General features: G+C 71.4%; 14 protein-coding genes and 1 riboswitch. Of the genes, 11 read left to right on the top strand and 3 right to left on the bottom strand.

The window, feature by feature from the left end:
* Window positions 1-28 precede the first annotated feature (28 nt).
* Window positions 29-715, bottom strand: a complete 687-nt coding sequence (locus tag IF54_RS0122785) for a DUF5995 family protein (protein WP_030321571.1) — start codon at window positions 713-715, stop codon at window positions 29-31.
* A gap of 100 nt (window positions 716-815) precedes the next feature.
* Between IF54_RS0122785 and IF54_RS0122790 the strand changes: the two genes are divergently transcribed.
* Window positions 816-2,024 (top strand): glycoside hydrolase family 6 protein, encoded by a 1,209-nt coding sequence (locus IF54_RS0122790; RefSeq protein ID WP_420790496.1) that lies wholly within the window; start codon window positions 816-818, stop codon window positions 2,022-2,024.
* A 25-nt stretch (window positions 2,025-2,049) separates the two neighbouring features.
* Here the strand turns inward: IF54_RS0122790 and IF54_RS0122795 are convergent, their stop codons facing one another.
* On the bottom strand, window positions 2,050-3,255 hold the full coding sequence (locus IF54_RS0122795) for an MFS transporter (protein ID WP_030321575.1): 1,206 nt from the start codon (window positions 3,253-3,255) through the stop codon (window positions 2,050-2,052).
* 114 nt (window positions 3,256-3,369) lie between these two features.
* Here IF54_RS0122795 and IF54_RS0122800 point away from each other — a divergent pair, with 114 nt between their 5' ends.
* From IF54_RS0122800 to IF54_RS0122845, 10 genes are all read left to right on the top strand, one after another.
* Window positions 3,370-4,803 carry an ROK family transcriptional regulator gene (locus tag IF54_RS0122800; RefSeq protein ID WP_234439035.1) on the top strand — a complete coding sequence of 478 codons (1,434 nt, stop codon included), beginning with the start codon at window positions 3,370-3,372 and terminating at the stop codon, window positions 4,801-4,803.
* 101 nt (window positions 4,804-4,904) lie between these two features.
* Window positions 4,905-5,035: riboswitch (FMN riboswitch) on the top strand.
* A gap of 156 nt (window positions 5,036-5,191) precedes the next feature.
* Entirely contained in the window at window positions 5,192-5,800 is a 609-nt protein-coding gene (locus tag IF54_RS0122805) for a riboflavin synthase (protein ID WP_030321582.1), read from the top strand.
* The gene (locus tag IF54_RS0122810) at window positions 5,797-6,438 is read left to right on the top strand and encodes a nicotinamide mononucleotide transporter family protein (protein WP_030321584.1); all 642 of its coding nucleotides are present in this window, start codon (window positions 5,797-5,799) and stop codon (window positions 6,436-6,438) included. Before IF54_RS0122805 ends, IF54_RS0122810 begins: the two co-directional genes overlap by 4 nt.
* Window positions 6,435-7,724, top strand: a complete 1,290-nt coding sequence (locus IF54_RS0122815) for a bifunctional 3,4-dihydroxy-2-butanone-4-phosphate synthase/GTP cyclohydrolase II (RefSeq protein ID WP_030321586.1) — start codon at window positions 6,435-6,437, stop codon at window positions 7,722-7,724. The genes IF54_RS0122810 and IF54_RS0122815 overlap by 4 nt, the downstream gene beginning before the upstream one ends.
* Window positions 7,725-7,748: 24 nt before the next feature.
* Window positions 7,749-8,234: a 6,7-dimethyl-8-ribityllumazine synthase gene (gene ribH, locus IF54_RS0122820; RefSeq protein WP_020138141.1), complete on the top strand. Its 486-nt coding sequence runs from the start codon at window positions 7,749-7,751 to the stop codon at window positions 8,232-8,234.
* Between the two features lie 34 nt (window positions 8,235-8,268).
* On the top strand, window positions 8,269-8,541 hold the full coding sequence (locus tag IF54_RS0122825) for a phosphoribosyl-ATP diphosphatase (protein WP_018534786.1): 273 nt from the start codon (window positions 8,269-8,271) through the stop codon (window positions 8,539-8,541).
* Between the two features lie 44 nt (window positions 8,542-8,585).
* A complete protein-coding gene (hisG, locus tag IF54_RS0122830; protein WP_030321588.1) occupies window positions 8,586-9,434 on the top strand; it encodes an ATP phosphoribosyltransferase in 849 nt (282 codons plus the stop codon).
* Between the two features lie 14 nt (window positions 9,435-9,448).
* Complete coding sequence (locus tag IF54_RS0122835) at window positions 9,449-9,907, top strand: PH domain-containing protein (protein WP_030321590.1); 459 nt, start codon at window positions 9,449-9,451, stop codon at window positions 9,905-9,907.
* A gap of 179 nt (window positions 9,908-10,086) precedes the next feature.
* Window positions 10,087-11,421: a hemolysin family protein gene (locus IF54_RS0122840; protein ID WP_030321592.1), complete on the top strand. Its 1,335-nt coding sequence runs from the start codon at window positions 10,087-10,089 to the stop codon at window positions 11,419-11,421.
* Window positions 11,418-12,494 (top strand): hemolysin family protein, encoded by a 1,077-nt coding sequence (locus tag IF54_RS0122845; RefSeq protein WP_030321594.1) that lies wholly within the window; start codon window positions 11,418-11,420, stop codon window positions 12,492-12,494. Before IF54_RS0122840 ends, IF54_RS0122845 begins: the two co-directional genes overlap by 4 nt.
* 128 nt (window positions 12,495-12,622) lie before the next feature.
* Here IF54_RS0122845 and IF54_RS0122850 read toward each other — a convergent pair whose 3' ends face one another.
* Window positions 12,623-14,485 carry an AAA family ATPase gene (locus IF54_RS0122850; protein WP_030321597.1) on the bottom strand — a complete coding sequence of 621 codons (1,863 nt, stop codon included), beginning with the start codon at window positions 14,483-14,485 and terminating at the stop codon, window positions 12,623-12,625.
* Window positions 14,486-14,826: the final 341 nt, after the last annotated feature.

Raw genomic sequence — 14,826 nt, forward strand, 5'->3', positions numbered from 1 at the left:
GACCGGTCCGGCAGCCGGCTGGCCGAGGTCAGTCCGGCAGCGGCGTCAGCAGCATGCGGCCCGCGAAACCCACCGCCGTGTCCAGGCGCTCCGTGAACTCCTCGGCCACGTCGGGCAGTCCGCGCAGCGCCCACAGGGCACGGGCCGCGGTCCAGGTGGCGTCCCGGGCGCGGTCCAGGCTCCAGGCGCCGAGCAGATGGGTGAGCGGGTCGGCGACCTGGAGGACGTCGGGGCCCGGCATCAGCTCTTCGCGGATCCTCTCCTCCAGCGAAACGAGGAGGTCGCCCACCCGGTCGAACTCGTCCTCCACGTCGGTCGGTTCGCAGCCGAGGCTACGACAGGTGTCCACCACGGCGAGCGCGAGGTCGTGCCCGATGTGCGCGTTGATGCCCGCCAACGCGAACTGTAGAGGCCGTACCCCGGGATGACGGCGGAACTGGAACAGCGGCCGCCAGCAGGCCGGCGGACGGTGTCCGCGGACGGCCGCGTCGACCGCGGTCAGATAGCGCTCCGCGAACCGCACGTCCAGCGTGATCGCGGCCCGCGCGTCCGCGAACCGGCCCGCGTCGACACAGCGGTCCACCGCCTCGGTGACGGCGAGGTAGACGCGGTTGAAGACCGCTACGCCGTCCCGTTCGGGAAGGACCTCGTCCAGGGCGCGCATACGGGAGACGACCGTGTCGAGGGGGGTGGTGAACTGTTCCGTTTGCACCATGACGGCAGGGTCCCAGTCCTAGGCTGGCCGGGGTACCGGCGGGCCCGACGCTTCCCCAGAACGGGGTAACGCCCCCGCCGTGCGAGGGGGGAGCGACAGGGTGTCAGGCTTACGTGCCCAGCGACTGGCCGCGCGCCGCGCCGCCCGCAGACGGGCCGTGGGTCGCGGTGTCCTGGTCGCGGTGGCCTCCGCGGTCGTCGCCGTCGCCACCGCGACCGGGATGCTCTCCGCGCTCGGCGGCCGTGACGGCTCCGACGAGGTGCGACCGGCTTCGGCCGGCGGCTCCCCGGGGCGGGCCGGCGTACGGGTCCTGCCCTCGGGCCCCGGCGCGCCCTCGGCCGCCCCCTCCGCCTCCGCGTCCCCCTCCGCCGAGCCGAGCGGGCCTCCGTCCTCGTCGCCCAAGAGCCGGAAGCCGAGCCCCGAGAAGCCCCGGCCCACCGCCGTCGGCCGTCTCTACCGCCATCCGTCCTCGCAGGTCCTCGACTGGGTGCAGGACAACCCGCGCGACTGGCGTGCCGATGTCATCCGGTCCCGTATCGCCGACCGACCGGCCGCGGTCTGGTTCGCCGACTACACCCCGGCGACGATCACCTCCCGGGTCCGCGCGGTCACCTCCGGCGCCGCCGCGCAGGGCCGGGTGCCGGTGGTCGTGGCGTACGCGGTCCCGGACCGTGACTGCGGAGGCGCGTCCCAGGGCGGGGCACCGGATCTCGGCGCCTACGACGCCTGGATCGACCGGTTCGCCGCGGGACTCGGCTCCCGCCAGGTGATCGTCGTGCTGGAGCCCGACTCGATCGCCCAGTCGGACTGCCTCTCCGAGGCCGGGCGGGCCGACCGCTTCGCCTCGCTGGCCCGCGCGGGCCGGGTCCTGAAGGCCGCGAACCCGAAGGCCCGCGTCTACTACGACGCCGGCCACTCCGGATGGAACCCGGCCGTGCAGCAGGCGACCCTGCTGAAGCAGGCGGGCGCCGCCTCGGTCGCCTCCTCCGACGGGATCTTCAGCAACGTCTCCAACTTCCACATCACGTCCGCCGAGATCGCCTACGACCGTCAGGTCCTCGCCGCCCTGGGCGGACCGTCCGGTCTGGGCGCCGTCATCGACACCAGCCGCAACGGCAACGGCGCCCCGCCGGACGGCGAGTGGTGCGACCCCGCCGGCCGGAGGATCGGACGCGCTCCGACCCTGGACACCGGTGAAGCGAGGATCGACGCCTACCTGTGGGTGAAGCTGCCGGGGGAGTCGGACGGCTGCAAGGGCGCACCGGGTACGTTCAGCGCGTCGTACGCCTACGACCTGGCCTCGCACTAGCCGGGGGTGACCCCGGACGCGGAAGTCACTGCCGCGGCTCGGAGACCGCCGCCGCCGGAGTGACGACCTTCCGGCGGTCGCCGGCCCGCAGCACCCCCGCGAAGGCCACGAGCCCGCAGGCCAGGACCGTCACCAGGGCGAACGACACCATCAGGCTGGTCGCCTGGGCCAGCGTGCCGATCGCGCTCGGGGCCACCAGTCCCGAGGTGTAGGTGATCGTCGCGACCCCGGCGATCGCCAGGCTGGGGTTGGATCCGCTGCGGCCCGCGGCGGCGAAGCACAGTGGCACGACCACCGCGATGCCGAGCCCCATCAGCGCGAACCCGCCCATCGCCACCGCAGGTTGCTCGGCGACGACGATGAGCAGCCCGCCGAGCACCGCCAGGACCCCGCTCGTCCGGACCGTGCGCACCGCGCCGAAGCGGTCCACCAGCCGGTCCCCGGCGATCCGCGCGACAGCCATCGTGAGCGTGAAACCGGTGGTGCACGCGGCCGCGAGCCCCGCCGAGGTCTCCAGCTGGTCCCGCAGGTACACCGCCGACCAGTCCAGGCTGGCGCCCTCCGCGAACACCGCGCAGAACCCGATCGCGCCGATGAGCAGCGCCGACTTCGGCGGCAGCGCGAACCGGGGCGGCGGCTCCTCGTCCTCGGGGGCCTGGAGGTCCAGCACCCAGCGGCAGGCCCCCAGACCGAGCAGGGTCAGGGTGGCCGACGCGAGGGCGTGGTGCAGCCGGGCGTCCGAGCCCAGGTGCGCGGCGAGGGTGCCGGCCGCGGAGCCGACCAGGGCGCCCACGCTCCACAGGCCGTGCAGCCCGGACATGATCGAACGGCCCATGCGGTTCTCGACCTCGACGCCGAGCGCGTTCATCGCCACGTCCGCCATGCCGGCCGTGGCGCCGTAGACGAACAGAGCCAGGCAGAGCGCCGGGAGGTTGGGGGAGAGGGACGGCAGGACCAGGGCCAGGGTCCACAGGGAGATCAGGCCGCGCAGTGCGTTCCGGGCGCCGAAGCGGTGACTGACGCGGCCGGCCAGCGGCATCGCCAGCGAGGCGCCGAGAGCCGGGAAGGCGAGTGCCAGGCCCAGTTGGCCGGCGCTGACCGAGGAGTGCTCCTGGATCCACGGCACCCGCGTCGCGAACGAGCCGGTCACGGCCCCGTGCACGGCGAACACGGCGGCCACGGCGTACCGGGCCCGCCGTACCTCTGCTGATGTGTGGACCACATCGCTCATCTTCGGGCCCCTCCCAGGATCCTCGTCCCGTCACAAGTCGCGGTGTAAATTATCAGGAACCCTGCCTGATAGATAGCGCATATCCGGCTCTGTGGATCTGAGAGGATTCCCGGCATGCCCGCATCCCCGAGCACCGCCCGGGCCATCAACGACCGGCTCGCCCTGCGTCTGCTCCAGCAGGAAGGCCCGCTGACGGCAGGCCAGTTGAAGCAGCTCACCGGGCTGTCCCGGCCGACCGTCGCCGACCTCGTCGAGCGCCTCGCCGCCGCCGGACTGATCGACGTGGTCGGGGAGTCGGGGGAGCAGCGCCGCGGCCCCAACGCCAAGCTGTACGGCATCGTCGCCGACCAGGCCCACCTCGCGGCCCTCGACGTCCGCACCGAGGGCGTCTCCGTCGTGGTCGCCGACCTGGTGGGGCGGGTGCTGGCCGAGGCGTCGGTGCCGATCGGCGGGGAGACGGGGACGGGTCCCGCGGTCGAGCAGGCCGTCGCACTGGTCGAGCGGACGGCGAAGGAGGCGCGGGTGGCCGGACTCCACACCGTCGCCATCGGCGCCCCCGGCCTGATCGACCCGGCCACGGGCGAACTCCGCGACTCCGGCGGCCTGCCCGCCTGGCACCGGCGACTGGTCCTGGCGCTTCAGGAACGCCTCCCGGAGACCCGCGTCCATGTCGAGAACGAGACCAACCTCGCGGCGCTGGCCGAACAGCGCGACGGGGTGGCCCGCGACCGGGACACCTTCGTCCTGCTGTGGCTGGGCCATGGCACCGGCGCGGCGGTGATCCTGGACGGCGTCCTGCGGCGGGGCGCCTCGGGCGGTACGGGGGAGATCGGGTTCCTGCCGGTGCCGGGGACGGCGGGACTGCCGTCGGCGGTGGACTGCGCGGGGGGTTTCCATTCGCTGGCGGGGTCGGCGGGGATCGTGCGGCTGGCGGAGGAGTGCGGTCTTGCGGTGGCCGGGGGTGGGGGTGGGGACTTGGACGAGGGCGGTCGCGGGGGTGCGGGTCTGGTGAGGGGAGCTGCGGCGGCCGCGGACGTGGTGCGGAGAGCGGTGGCGGCCACGGGCTCGGCGTCGGAGGCGGTGGCGGCCACGGGCTCGGCGTCGGAGGCGGTCGCGGCCACGGGCTCGGCGTCGGAGGCGGCGCACGAGGAGTCCCGTTTCCTGGACGCTCTCGCCGACCGGCTCGCCGTGGGGGTCGCGTCGGTCGTGGCGATCCTGGACCCGGGATGTGTAGTGCTGGGCGGCGAGGTGGGGCAGGCCGGCGGGGCGGAACTGGCCGCACGCGTGGAGCGAAGAGTCCGCCGCATGTCCCCGCTGGCCACCGAGGTGCGGGCCGGCCTCCTGGGCGGAGAGGCGGTCCTGCGCGGCGCGCTGCTCACCGCCAGGGACCAGGTGCAGGACGCCCTGTTCGCACCCCGTCAGCCGGACACCAGGCAGAGTCCGGTGCTGACCCGGCGCAGAAGACCCGGCGGCGGGCAAGGGCCGTCGTCACCGCCGCCGGGTCCGTCTCTGCGGGTGTCCACGCACGGCGACCCTAAAAAGGACTAGACCATTAGGTCAAGGTTTCCGGCCACGGGTTGTGAGCCACTGCACACGCATCGCCTGTATGGACCACGATCGGGCGTGGCAGACTGGCTGTGTACCAGAAGCAGCGCACTCCGGGGTCGGTGAAAGTCCGAACCGGCGGTTACAGTCCGCGACCCGACCGCTTCCAGCGGCCGGTTGACCAGGTGAAATTCCTGGACCGACGGTTAAAGTCCGGATGGGAGGCAGTGCGCGGCGGGCGGGCATACCTGTATGCGTGCCGCCGTAACAGGCTTCACCCTCGTGGGGGTGGGTCCCGTCCGGCGTCGCCCTCGGTGTCCCCACTCGCTGATTCTGTCGTAATCGACAGCCCCGGAGTCCGTGCCCGAATGAGGCAGGGAGGACCCGGGAAGTGTTCACCGGAATCGTCGAAGAGCTGGGTGAGATCACCGCTGTCGAGAACCTCGGTGACTCCTGTCGTTTCCGAGTGCGCGGCCCCGTCGTCACCGAGGGCGCGAAACACGGGGACTCCATCGCCGTCAACGGCGTCTGCCTCACGGTCGTCGAACACGACGCCGACTGGTTCACCGCCGATGTCATGGCCGAGACCCTCGACCGCTCCAGCCTCGGCGCCCTCGCCGAAGGCTCCCGGGTCAACCTCGAACGCCCGATGGCCCTGGGCGCGCGCCTCGGCGGACACATCGTGCAGGGGCATGTCGACGGCACAGGCCAGGTCCTGGAGCGCAAGCCCTCCGAGAACTGGGAGATCATCAAGATCTCGCTGCCCGCGGACCTCACGCGCTATGTGGTCGAGAAGGGCTCCATCACCGTCGACGGCATCAGCCTCACCGTGGTCGACGCCGGCCCGGACTACTTCACGGTCAGCCTCATCCCGACCACCCTCGCCCTGACCACGCTCGGCATCAAGCAGCCAGGCGACCCGGTCAACCTCGAGGTGGACGTCGTCGCCAAGTACGTCGAGCGCCTGCTCGCGAACAGCGGTCAGGGGGCCGGACAGTGAACTCCCTCAACACCGAGGCCTTCACCCTGTTCGGCCAGCACATCCTCTGGTCGGACATGATCGGCAACATCCTCGGCCTCATCGCCCTCGCCCTCGGCTGGCGCCGCAACCTGTGGAGCTGGCCGGTCCAGTTCGCCTCCGGCCTCATCCTCTTCGGCGCCTTCTACGGCCACCTCACCGGCAGTGCCGGCAAGCAGGCCGTCGTCATGCTCGTCGCCCTGTACGGCTGGTGGCAGTGGAACCGCAACAAGGGGCAGTCGGGCGACGGGCACATCGCCCCCCGGTTCGCCTCCTGGCGTGAGCGCGGGGCCCTCGTCGGCGCCGCCGCCGTCGGCACCGTCGCCGTCGCCCTGCTCTTCAAGGCCTACCCGAGCCTGTCCTGGGACCCCTGGCCGGACGCCTACATCTTCGTCGGCACCGTCGTCGCCATGTACGCCCAGGCCCGCGGCATGGTCGAGTTCTGGTTCGCCTGGCTCCTCGTCGACCTCGTCGGCGTCCCCCTGAACTTCACCAACGGCTACGCCTTCTCAGGCTTCGTCTACGTCATCTACGGCGCGCTCGTCCTGTGGGGCATGCGCGACTGGTGGCTGCGCTCCCGTGAGTCCGCGCGGCCCGTCATGGAAGGAGCGCCGGCATGACCGCCGCACCCATTCTGTACAGCACCGACGGGTTCGAGGACTTCGCGCTGGACCCCGTCGAGCAGGCCATCGCCGACATCGCGGCCGGCCGCCCCATCGTGGTCGTCGACGACGAGGACCGCGAGAACGAGGGCGATCTGGTCGTCGCAGCAGAGAAGATCACCCCCGAGATCGTGGCCTTCATGATGAGCGAGTGCCGCGGCCTGATCTGCGCCCCCATGGAGGGCGACGAACTGGACCGGCTGAAGCTCCCGCAGATGGTCGACGACAACACCGAGTCGATGAAGACCGCGTTCACCGTCTCCGTGGACGCGTCCGGCGCCCACGGGGTGACCACCGGTATCTCGGCCGCCGACCGCGCCACCACACTGCGGCTCCTCGCGAGCGGCGACGCCGATCACACCGACTTCGTCCGCCCCGGCCACATCTTCCCGCTCCGCGCCAGGGACGGAGGCGTCCTCACCCGCAACGGCCACACCGAGGCCGCCGTCGACCTCGCCCGCCTCGCGGGACTGCGCCCGGCCGGCGCGATCGTCGAGATCGCCGGCGAGGACGGCCGGATGCTCCGCCTGCCCGAACTGATCCCCTTCGCCCGCAAGCACGGCCTCACGATCATCTCCATCGAGGACCTGATCGCCTACCGCCGCACCAGCGAGCCCACGGTCCGCCGCGAGGCCGAGACCCGGCTGCCCACCACCCACGGCACCTTCACGGCGTACGGCTACCGCTCCAGTGTCGACGGCGTCGAGCACGTCGCCCTGGTCCACGGCGAGATCGGCGACGGCGAGGACGTCCTGGTCCGCGTCCACTCCGAGTGCCTCACCGGCGACATCTTCGGCTCCCTGCGCTGCGACTGCGGCCCCCAGCTGGACGCCTCCCTGGAGCGCATCCAGGCCGAGGGCAGGGGAGTGGTGGTCTACCTGCGCGGCCACGAGGGGCGCGGCATCGGCCTGCTCTCCAAGCTGCGGGCGTACGAACTCCAGGAGCAGGGCCACGACACCCTCGACGCCAACCTGGAGCTCGGCCTGCCCGCCGACGCGCGGGACTACGGCGCCGGCGCGCAGATCCTTCAGGACCTCGGCGTCCGCAGCCTGCGCCTGATGACCAACAACCCCGCCAAGTCCGACGCCCTCCTGCACCACGGCCTCAAGGTCACCGGCCGGGAGCCGATGGCCGTACAGGCGGGCGAGCACAACCTCCGCTACCTGCGCACCAAGCGGGACCGGATGGGACATGACCTGCCCTGGCTGGACACCGCCCCGGTGTCCACGTGCAGCAACCAGTAAGCACTTCGAGGAGAGTTCGAGAACGTGAGCGGCAAGGGTGCACCGGAGCTGTCGGTACGCAACGTGGGGGACCTGCGGGTCGCCGTCATCGCGGCGCAGTGGCACGAGAAGGTGATGGACGGACTGGTCGACGGCGCCCTGCGCGCCCTGCACGACCTGGGCATCGACGAGCCGACCCTGCTCAGGGTCCCCGGCAGCTGGGAACTCCCGGTCGTGGCCAAGGTCCTCGCGGGCCGCGGCTACGACGCGATCGTCGCCCTCGGTGTCGTCATCCGCGGCGGCACCCCGCACTTCGAGTACGTGTGCCAGGGCGTCGTCCAGGGCCTCACCCAGGTGTCCGTGGAGACCGGCGTCCCCGTCGGCATGGGCGTCCTCACCTGCGACACCGAGGAACAGGCCCTGGACCGGGCGGGCCTGGAGGGCTCCAACGAGGACAAGGGGCACGAGGCGGTGACCGCCGCGGTGGCCACGGCTGCCACCCTCCGCTCAGTATCTGAACCGTGGCACTGACGAAGGTGTCATTTGGCATAGGCTGAGCGACACCATGTCCAATAAGACGTTCGAGGAGCTCTTCACCGAGCTCCAGCAGAAGGCCGCCACCGGCGACCCCGCCACCTCCCGCACCGCAGAACTGGTCGGCAAGGGGGTCCATGCCATCGGCAAGAAGGTCGTCGAAGAGGCCGCCGAGGTCTGGATGGCCGCCGAGTACGAGGGCAAGGAAGCGGCCGCCGAGGAGATCTCGCAGCTGCTCTACCACGTCCAGGTGATGATGGTCGCGCGCGGGATCTCCCTCGACGACGTCTACGCCCACCTGTAAGCCAGTCGCCGAACACCCCCCTGAGAGCAAAGGAAGCCGACCTCATGCTGCGCATCGCCGTCCCCAACAAGGGTTCCCTGTCAGGACCTGCGGCGGACATGCTGCATGAGGCCGGCTACCAGCAGCGCCGCGAGTCCAAGGAACTGCGGACCGTCGACCCGGTCAACGACGTGGAGTTCTTCTACCTCCGCCCCCGGGACATCGCGATCTACGTCTCCTCCGGCCAGCTCGACATCGGCATCACCGGCCGTGACCTGCTGATCGACTCCGGTGCCGACGCCGAGGAGATCCTCCCGCTCGGCTTCGCCCGCTCCACCTTCCGCTTCGCGTCCAAGCCGGGCACCGCGAACGGCGTCGAGGACCTCAAGGGCAGGACGGTCGCCACCTCCTACGAGGGGATCGTGGCCGGACACCTCGCGGACCACGGCATCGACGCCGCCGTCGTCCACCTCGACGGCGCGGTCGAGACCGCCATCGAACTCGGTGTCGCCGAGGTCATCGCCGACGTCGTCGAGACCGGCACCAGCCTGCGCAACGCGGGCCTGGAGGTCTTCGGCGAGCCCATCATGAAGTCCGAGGCCGTCGTCATCCGCCGCACCGGTGCCGACGCCGAGGAACCCAAGGTCCAGCAGTTCCTGCGCCGCCTCCAGGGCGTCCTGGTGGCACGGACGTACGTGATGATGGACTACGACTGCCGCGTCGAGCAGCTCGAGAAGGCCGTCGCGCTCACCCCCGGCCTCGAATCCCCGACCGTCTCCCCGCTGCACAACGAGGGCTGGGTCGCCGTCCGCGCGATGGTCCCGGCCAAGGAGGCGCAGCGGATCATGGACGACCTGTACGACATCGGCGCGCGGGCCATCCTGACGACGGCCATCCACGCCTGCCGTCTCTGAGGGGCGTACCGCAGATGTCCTCCGAACCTCCCGCCCTGCCCGTCACGTTCCGGCCGGGCCGCACCCGTGCGGTCCTGCTCACCGCCGGAGTCGCGATCTTCGTGGTGATCACGGTGATCGCGCTGCTCCTCGAACAGCTCGGCCCCGGCGAGCGCCTGAGCTTCGTGTTCACCGCGGCCCTGCTCGCCGGTGTGCTGTTCCTGCTGGCCAGGGTGAAGGTCGTCGCCGACGAGTCCGGGGTCACCGTCCAGAACATCGCCAGCAGGCGGCGGCTGGAGTGGGCCGAGATCATCCAGGTGAACCTCCGCCCGGGCGACCCGTGGGTGTTCCTCAACCTCAGCGACGGCACCAGCCTGCCGGCGCTCGGCATCCAGCCGGGCATCGCGAAAGAGCAGGCCATCGCCGACGCGAGGGCCCTGCGGGCGCTCGCCGAGGCCCGTTCCACGGCCCGCTCCGACGAAGATCAGGGCTGACTCGGGGAACTCCACCCTGCCGCATCGGGCCCTGTCTTGATTAATCTGTTGGCGGAGGCGTTTTCACCACGCCTCCGCCTCTCGTTGTTCCTGCTACCCGAGGAGTGACTCCCTCCAGCGATGGACGGATCGTCCTGTAGTACCTGCGCTGCCCCCTCCCTACGTGTCGAGGCGGCAGCATGACCATCCCCCTGCTGCTCCTCGGAGCGGCGTTCCTGCTCATTCTCGCCAACGGCTTCTTCGTGGCGGCCGAGTTCGGCCTCGTCACCGTGGAGGCCACCGACGCCGAGAAGGCCGCCGCGGAAGGCGACCGGAGGGCCCGCCGGGTCGCCGATTCGCTCAAGGAGCTGTCGTTCCAGCTCTCCGGCACCCAGCTCGGCATCACCATCACCTCCCTGGTCGTCGGCATGCTCGCCGAACCGGCTCTCGCGGAACTGCTGCACGCCCCGTTCACGGTCATCGGCATCCCCGAGGGAGCGGTCTCCGGCGTGGCCGTCGTCGTCGGCATGCTGCTGGCCTCCGCCGTGCAGATGGTGATCGGCGAGCTCGTGCCCAAGAACTGGGCGGTGTCCAAGCCGATGCAGGTCGCCCGCTTCGTCGCGGGCCCGCAGCACGCCTTCGCTCGGCTGTTCCGGCCGGTCATCGCCGCGCTCAACGCGGTCGCCAACCGCCTCGTCCGCGCGCTCGGCATCGAGCCCGCCGAGGAGCTGGCCTCCGCCCGCACCCCTGGCGAGCTGGTCTCCCTGGCCCGGCACTCCGCCCAGGCCGGCGCCCTGGAACAGGACACCGCGGACCTCTTCGTGCGCACCCTGTCCCTCGGCGAGCTCACCGCGCAGCACGTCATGACCCCGCGCGTGAAGGTCAGCTCGCTCCAGGCGTCCGCGACCGCCGAGGACGTCGTCAACCTCACCCGTGCCACCGGTCTGTCCCGTTTCCCGGTCTACCGGGAGAAGATCGACGAGATCGTCGGCATGGCCCACCTCAAGGACGCCCTCGCCGTCCCCTCCCAGGACCGGCTGCGCACTCCCGTGGGCCGGATCGCCCGTCCGGCGCTGCTGGTGCCCGAGACGCTCCCGGTCCAGCCCCTGCTGGCCCAGCTGCGCAGCGAGCAGCCCATCGCCGTCGTCGTCGACGAGTACGGCGGCACCGCCGGCGTGGTCACCCTGGAGGACATCGTCGAGGAGATCGTCGGCGAGGTCCGCGACGAGCACGACGGCCAGGACATCCCCGAACTCGCCGCCGCCCCGCCCGAGGACGGCCGCCTGGCCTGGGACGCCGACGGCAGCTGCCGGGTCGACATCCTCCAGCGCATAGGTCTCGACGTGCCCGAGGGACCGTACGAGACGGTCGCCGGGCTGGTCGCCGACCTGCTCGGCCGTATCCCCGCCGTCGGGGACCGGGCCGAGCTGCCCGGCTGGCGGCTCACCGTGCGCCAGGTCGGGCACTACCGCGCCGAGCGGGTCCGCCTGGTCCGCACGGTCCCCGCGGTCAACGTCATGGAGGCCGCCCGATGAGCGTGCTCCAACTCCTCTTCGCAGCCCTGCTGGTGCTCGCCAACGGCTTCTTCGTCGGCGCCGAGTTCGCGCTGGTCTCGGTGCGCCGCAGCCAGATCGAACCGCTCGGCACCGCACGCGCCCGCCAGGTGCTGTACGGCCTGGAGCGGCTCCCACAGATGATGGCGGCCGCCCAGTTCGGCATCACGGTGTGCTCCCTGACGCTCGGCGCGGTCGCCGAGCCGACGGTCGCGCATCTGCTGGAGCCGGTGTTCGAGTGGATGCACCTGCCGCACGGCATGATCCACCCGCTGGGGTACGTCATCGCCCTGGCCGCGGTTGTCTTCTTCCACCTCGTCATCGGTGAGATGGTCCCGAAGAACCTCGCGATGGCCGCGCCCGAGAAGGTCGCGCTCTGGCTCAGCCCGGGCCTGGTGGCCTTCGCGCGGCTGTGCCGCCCCATCACCCTCGCCCTCGGCGCCTGCGCCGCCGCCATCCTGCGGCTCTTCCGCGTCGAGCCCAAGGACGAGGTCGAGGCGGTCTTCACCAGCGAACAGCTCAACCGGCTGGTCGAGGACTCCGGCCAGGCGGGTCTGCTGGACCCCGAGGAACAGGAACGCCTGGAGGACGCGCTGGAACTGGGCTCCCGCCCGGTCACCGACGTCCTGCTCAAGCGCGAGTCCCTGGTGACGGTCCGCCCCTCGGTCACCCCGGGCGAGATCATCGAACTCACCGGGCGCACCGGGTACTCCCGCTTCCCGATCGCCGCGGACAACGGCGTGTTCATGGGGTACCTGCACGTGAAGGACGTACTCGATCTGGAGGAGTCCCAGCGGGCGGTGCCGCAGCAGGTCTGGCGACCGATGACGAAGCTGCGTTCGGATCTGCCGCTGGACGACGCGCTGACGGTGATGCGCCGGGCCGCCACTCACCTGGCCCAGGTGGCGGACGGGTCCGGCAAGGTACTGGGCCTGGTGGCCCTGGAGGACGTACTGGAACTGCTCGTCGGTGAGGTACGGGATCCGGCGCACCGGGAGCTGCCGGAGGTACGCGTCACCGAGCCTCGGAGCAGCGAGGAGGCGTTGGCGTCGTAGGTTCGGCCGCGGGTTCGTCGTGGCTGGTCGCACAGTTCCCCGCGCCCCTGAGTAGGTGACCGCACCCACTCGTTTTCAGGGGCGCGGGGAACTGCGCGGGAAGCCCCACCGGCCCGCAGCCGAACACCTCACGTGGCCGACGGATCCTGAGGTCCCCGGCCCGACAAGACCTCCCCGTACGCCTGCATCAGATCCGGCAACCGCAGCGTCGACAGGTCGTCCCGGCTCAGCATCCCCGGATACACCGACAACCGAAGATCCCGGTACGCACAGCTCTTCTCGTACAGCGTCCGCAGGAACCGCCCGTTGCCCAGTTCGTCGATCCACCCCTGGTCCACCACGTGCCCCGCGATGGAGCGCAGCTCGTCCAGGGCCTCCTCGTCCCACACGTCCCCGTTCTCGGCGGCCAACACCTCACCGATGGAGGTGAGTTCGAGCGGGCGGTAGGACGGGAAGTCGACGCGGGTGGTGAAGCGGGACGACAGGCCGGGGTTCGCGGTGAGCAGCCGGTCCATGCCCTCCGGGTAACCCGCGAGGATCACGACCAGGTGGTCCCGGTTGTCCTCGGCCCGCTTCAGCAGCACCTGGAGCGCCTCGTCGCCGTACGCATCGCCCTTCCCGTAACCGGAGTTGGAGAGCGAGTAGGCCTCGTCCACGAACAGGACCCCGCCGAGCGCGGAGTCGATCAGTTCGTTCGCCTTGACCGCGGTCTGGCCGAGGTACTCCCCGACCAGGTCCGCCCGCTGCGCCTCCACGAGATGGTCGCCGCCGAGCAGCCCGAGGGCGTAGAAGACGCGCCCGAGGATGCGGGCCACCGTGGTCTTGCCGGTGCCGGAGGGCCCGGAGAAGACGAAGTGACGTTTGGGCGGCTGGACCGGGAGCCCCTGCCCCGCGCGCAGGCGGGCCATGTTCAACTGCGCGGACAGCGCTTTGACCTGGCGCTTCACCGGTTCGAGGCCCACCATGCGCTCGAGTTCGGCGAGCGCCTCCTCCAGGAGGACGGGGTCGGTGGGCCCGGCGGGCAGTGCACCTGCCAGGGTGCCGGACCGCTCCCGCCCGGCCGGGTCCGTCATCGTGGGCAGCGGCCCGGTCGGCGGCTGCGGATCGGAGAGCTTCACGTCCCGCCCCTCGACACCGAACAGCGGCTCGATCCCGTCGGGCCCTTCCAGCACGTCCTGTCCGAACCCGGTGAGCGTGATCGACGCGAGGTCGGCGGGGTCGTCGTACCCGTCCCCCTCGGCGATCGCGGCGAGCCGGGCCGAGGTGTCCATGAAGGCGGGGTCGACGCGGTGCACCGCCCGGTAGAGAGGGAGCGCGGCGGCGGACCGGCCGGTGCCCTCGTGGGCCCGGGCCAGCCAGTACCGCAGTTCCTTGCGCTGGGGCTGTTCGCTGCGGCAGCGCATCAGGGCCGCCGAGAGGAGCGGTTCGGCCTGCCCGAACATCTCCAGGCGGACCCGGGCCATGCCCCCGAACAGACCGGCCTCGATGCCGAGCATGGCGTCGTCGATCAGTGGGTCGGTGTGCCGGACCAGTTGCTCCCAGTCCTTGACCAGGTAGGCGCGGCAGGCGTGCAGGAAGCGGACCTGGTGGTCGGTGTCCACCGGGGGCAGCCCCGCGAGGGCCCGGTCGAGCTCCGGGACGTGCCGGCCGTCCAGCCAGTGCGAGGCGTGCGCGAGCAGCAGGTCACGCGGGCTCTCGAGGACCGGCTGCACCCACCAGCCCAGCCAGTACCAGGAGTTGAGGTTACGGCGGTGGCGTGTACGTTGCTCGCCGAAGCGCTCGCGGTGCCGGAACATCCGGAGCAGCGCGGTCGTCGTGTCGACGCGCAGCGCGTGCAACCCGAGCCAGCCGTCGGCCATCCCGGGGTCGATCCGCACCGCGGCCCGGAACTCCTCCTCCGCCTGTGGGTAGGCGCCCATCGTGTAGGCGTCCACACCCCGCAGCCAGGCGAGGTCGGCCGGGGCCTCGGGGCCCTGCGTGCCGAAATCCATCACGTCCCCCACAAACCGTGCCCCCGTGGTTCACCACCGGGCCGACGCCCGATGGCCGCCTTCGTCCAACCGCTGTGCCGCGGACCGGAGTTGCAACGGTGCGCAGAGCAGCTGTCCGTAGGTCGCACCGAGGGCATCGTACCTGCGGTGGTGTCGCTCGCCGTAGGGTGCCGCACGGGCCGTTTGACGAGGTGGGAGCAGATGGGGCGCACCGCGGACGGTGACCGAGGGTGAGCGGATGACGTCTCACCGCGTGCATATTTCTGTGTGAGGGCAGAACGAAGCCCCCGATCACGGGGGAACAACCGGGGGCTTCGCGACTGCGGGCGACCTGCATCGGC

Origin of the sequence: Streptomyces sp. NRRL B-3229 (genome assembly GCF_000719505.1) — a bacterium.
In the GTDB taxonomy this organism is placed as follows: Bacteria; Actinomycetota; Actinomycetes; order Streptomycetales; family Streptomycetaceae; genus Streptomyces; species Streptomyces griseorubiginosus.

Bases quoted from the DNA above. Each gene is read 5' to 3' on its own strand.
- IF54_RS0122825 (WP_018534786.1), top strand. From the start codon at position 8,269: ATGTCCAATAAGACGTTCGAGGAGCTCTTCACCGAGCTCCAGCAGAAG.
- IF54_RS0122800 (WP_234439035.1), top strand. From the start codon at position 3,370: ATGCCCGCATCCCCGAGCACCGCCCGGGCCATCAACGACCGGCTCGCC.
- IF54_RS0122850 (WP_030321597.1), bottom strand. From the start codon at position 14,485: ATGGATTTCGGCACGCAGGGCCCCGAGGCCCCGGCCGACCTCGCCTGG.
- IF54_RS0122785 (WP_030321571.1), bottom strand. From the start codon at position 715: ATGGTGCAAACGGAACAGTTCACCACCCCCCTCGACACGGTCGTCTCC.
- IF54_RS0122845 (WP_030321594.1), top strand. From the start codon at position 11,418: ATGAGCGTGCTCCAACTCCTCTTCGCAGCCCTGCTGGTGCTCGCCAAC.
- IF54_RS0122815 (WP_030321586.1), top strand. From the start codon at position 6,435: ATGACCGCCGCACCCATTCTGTACAGCACCGACGGGTTCGAGGACTTC.
- IF54_RS0122835 (WP_030321590.1), top strand. From the start codon at position 9,449: ATGTCCTCCGAACCTCCCGCCCTGCCCGTCACGTTCCGGCCGGGCCGC.
- hisG (WP_030321588.1), top strand. From the start codon at position 8,586: ATGCTGCGCATCGCCGTCCCCAACAAGGGTTCCCTGTCAGGACCTGCG.
- IF54_RS0122840 (WP_030321592.1), top strand. From the start codon at position 10,087: ATGACCATCCCCCTGCTGCTCCTCGGAGCGGCGTTCCTGCTCATTCTC.
- IF54_RS0122795 (WP_030321575.1), bottom strand. From the start codon at position 3,255: ATGAGCGATGTGGTCCACACATCAGCAGAGGTACGGCGGGCCCGGTAC.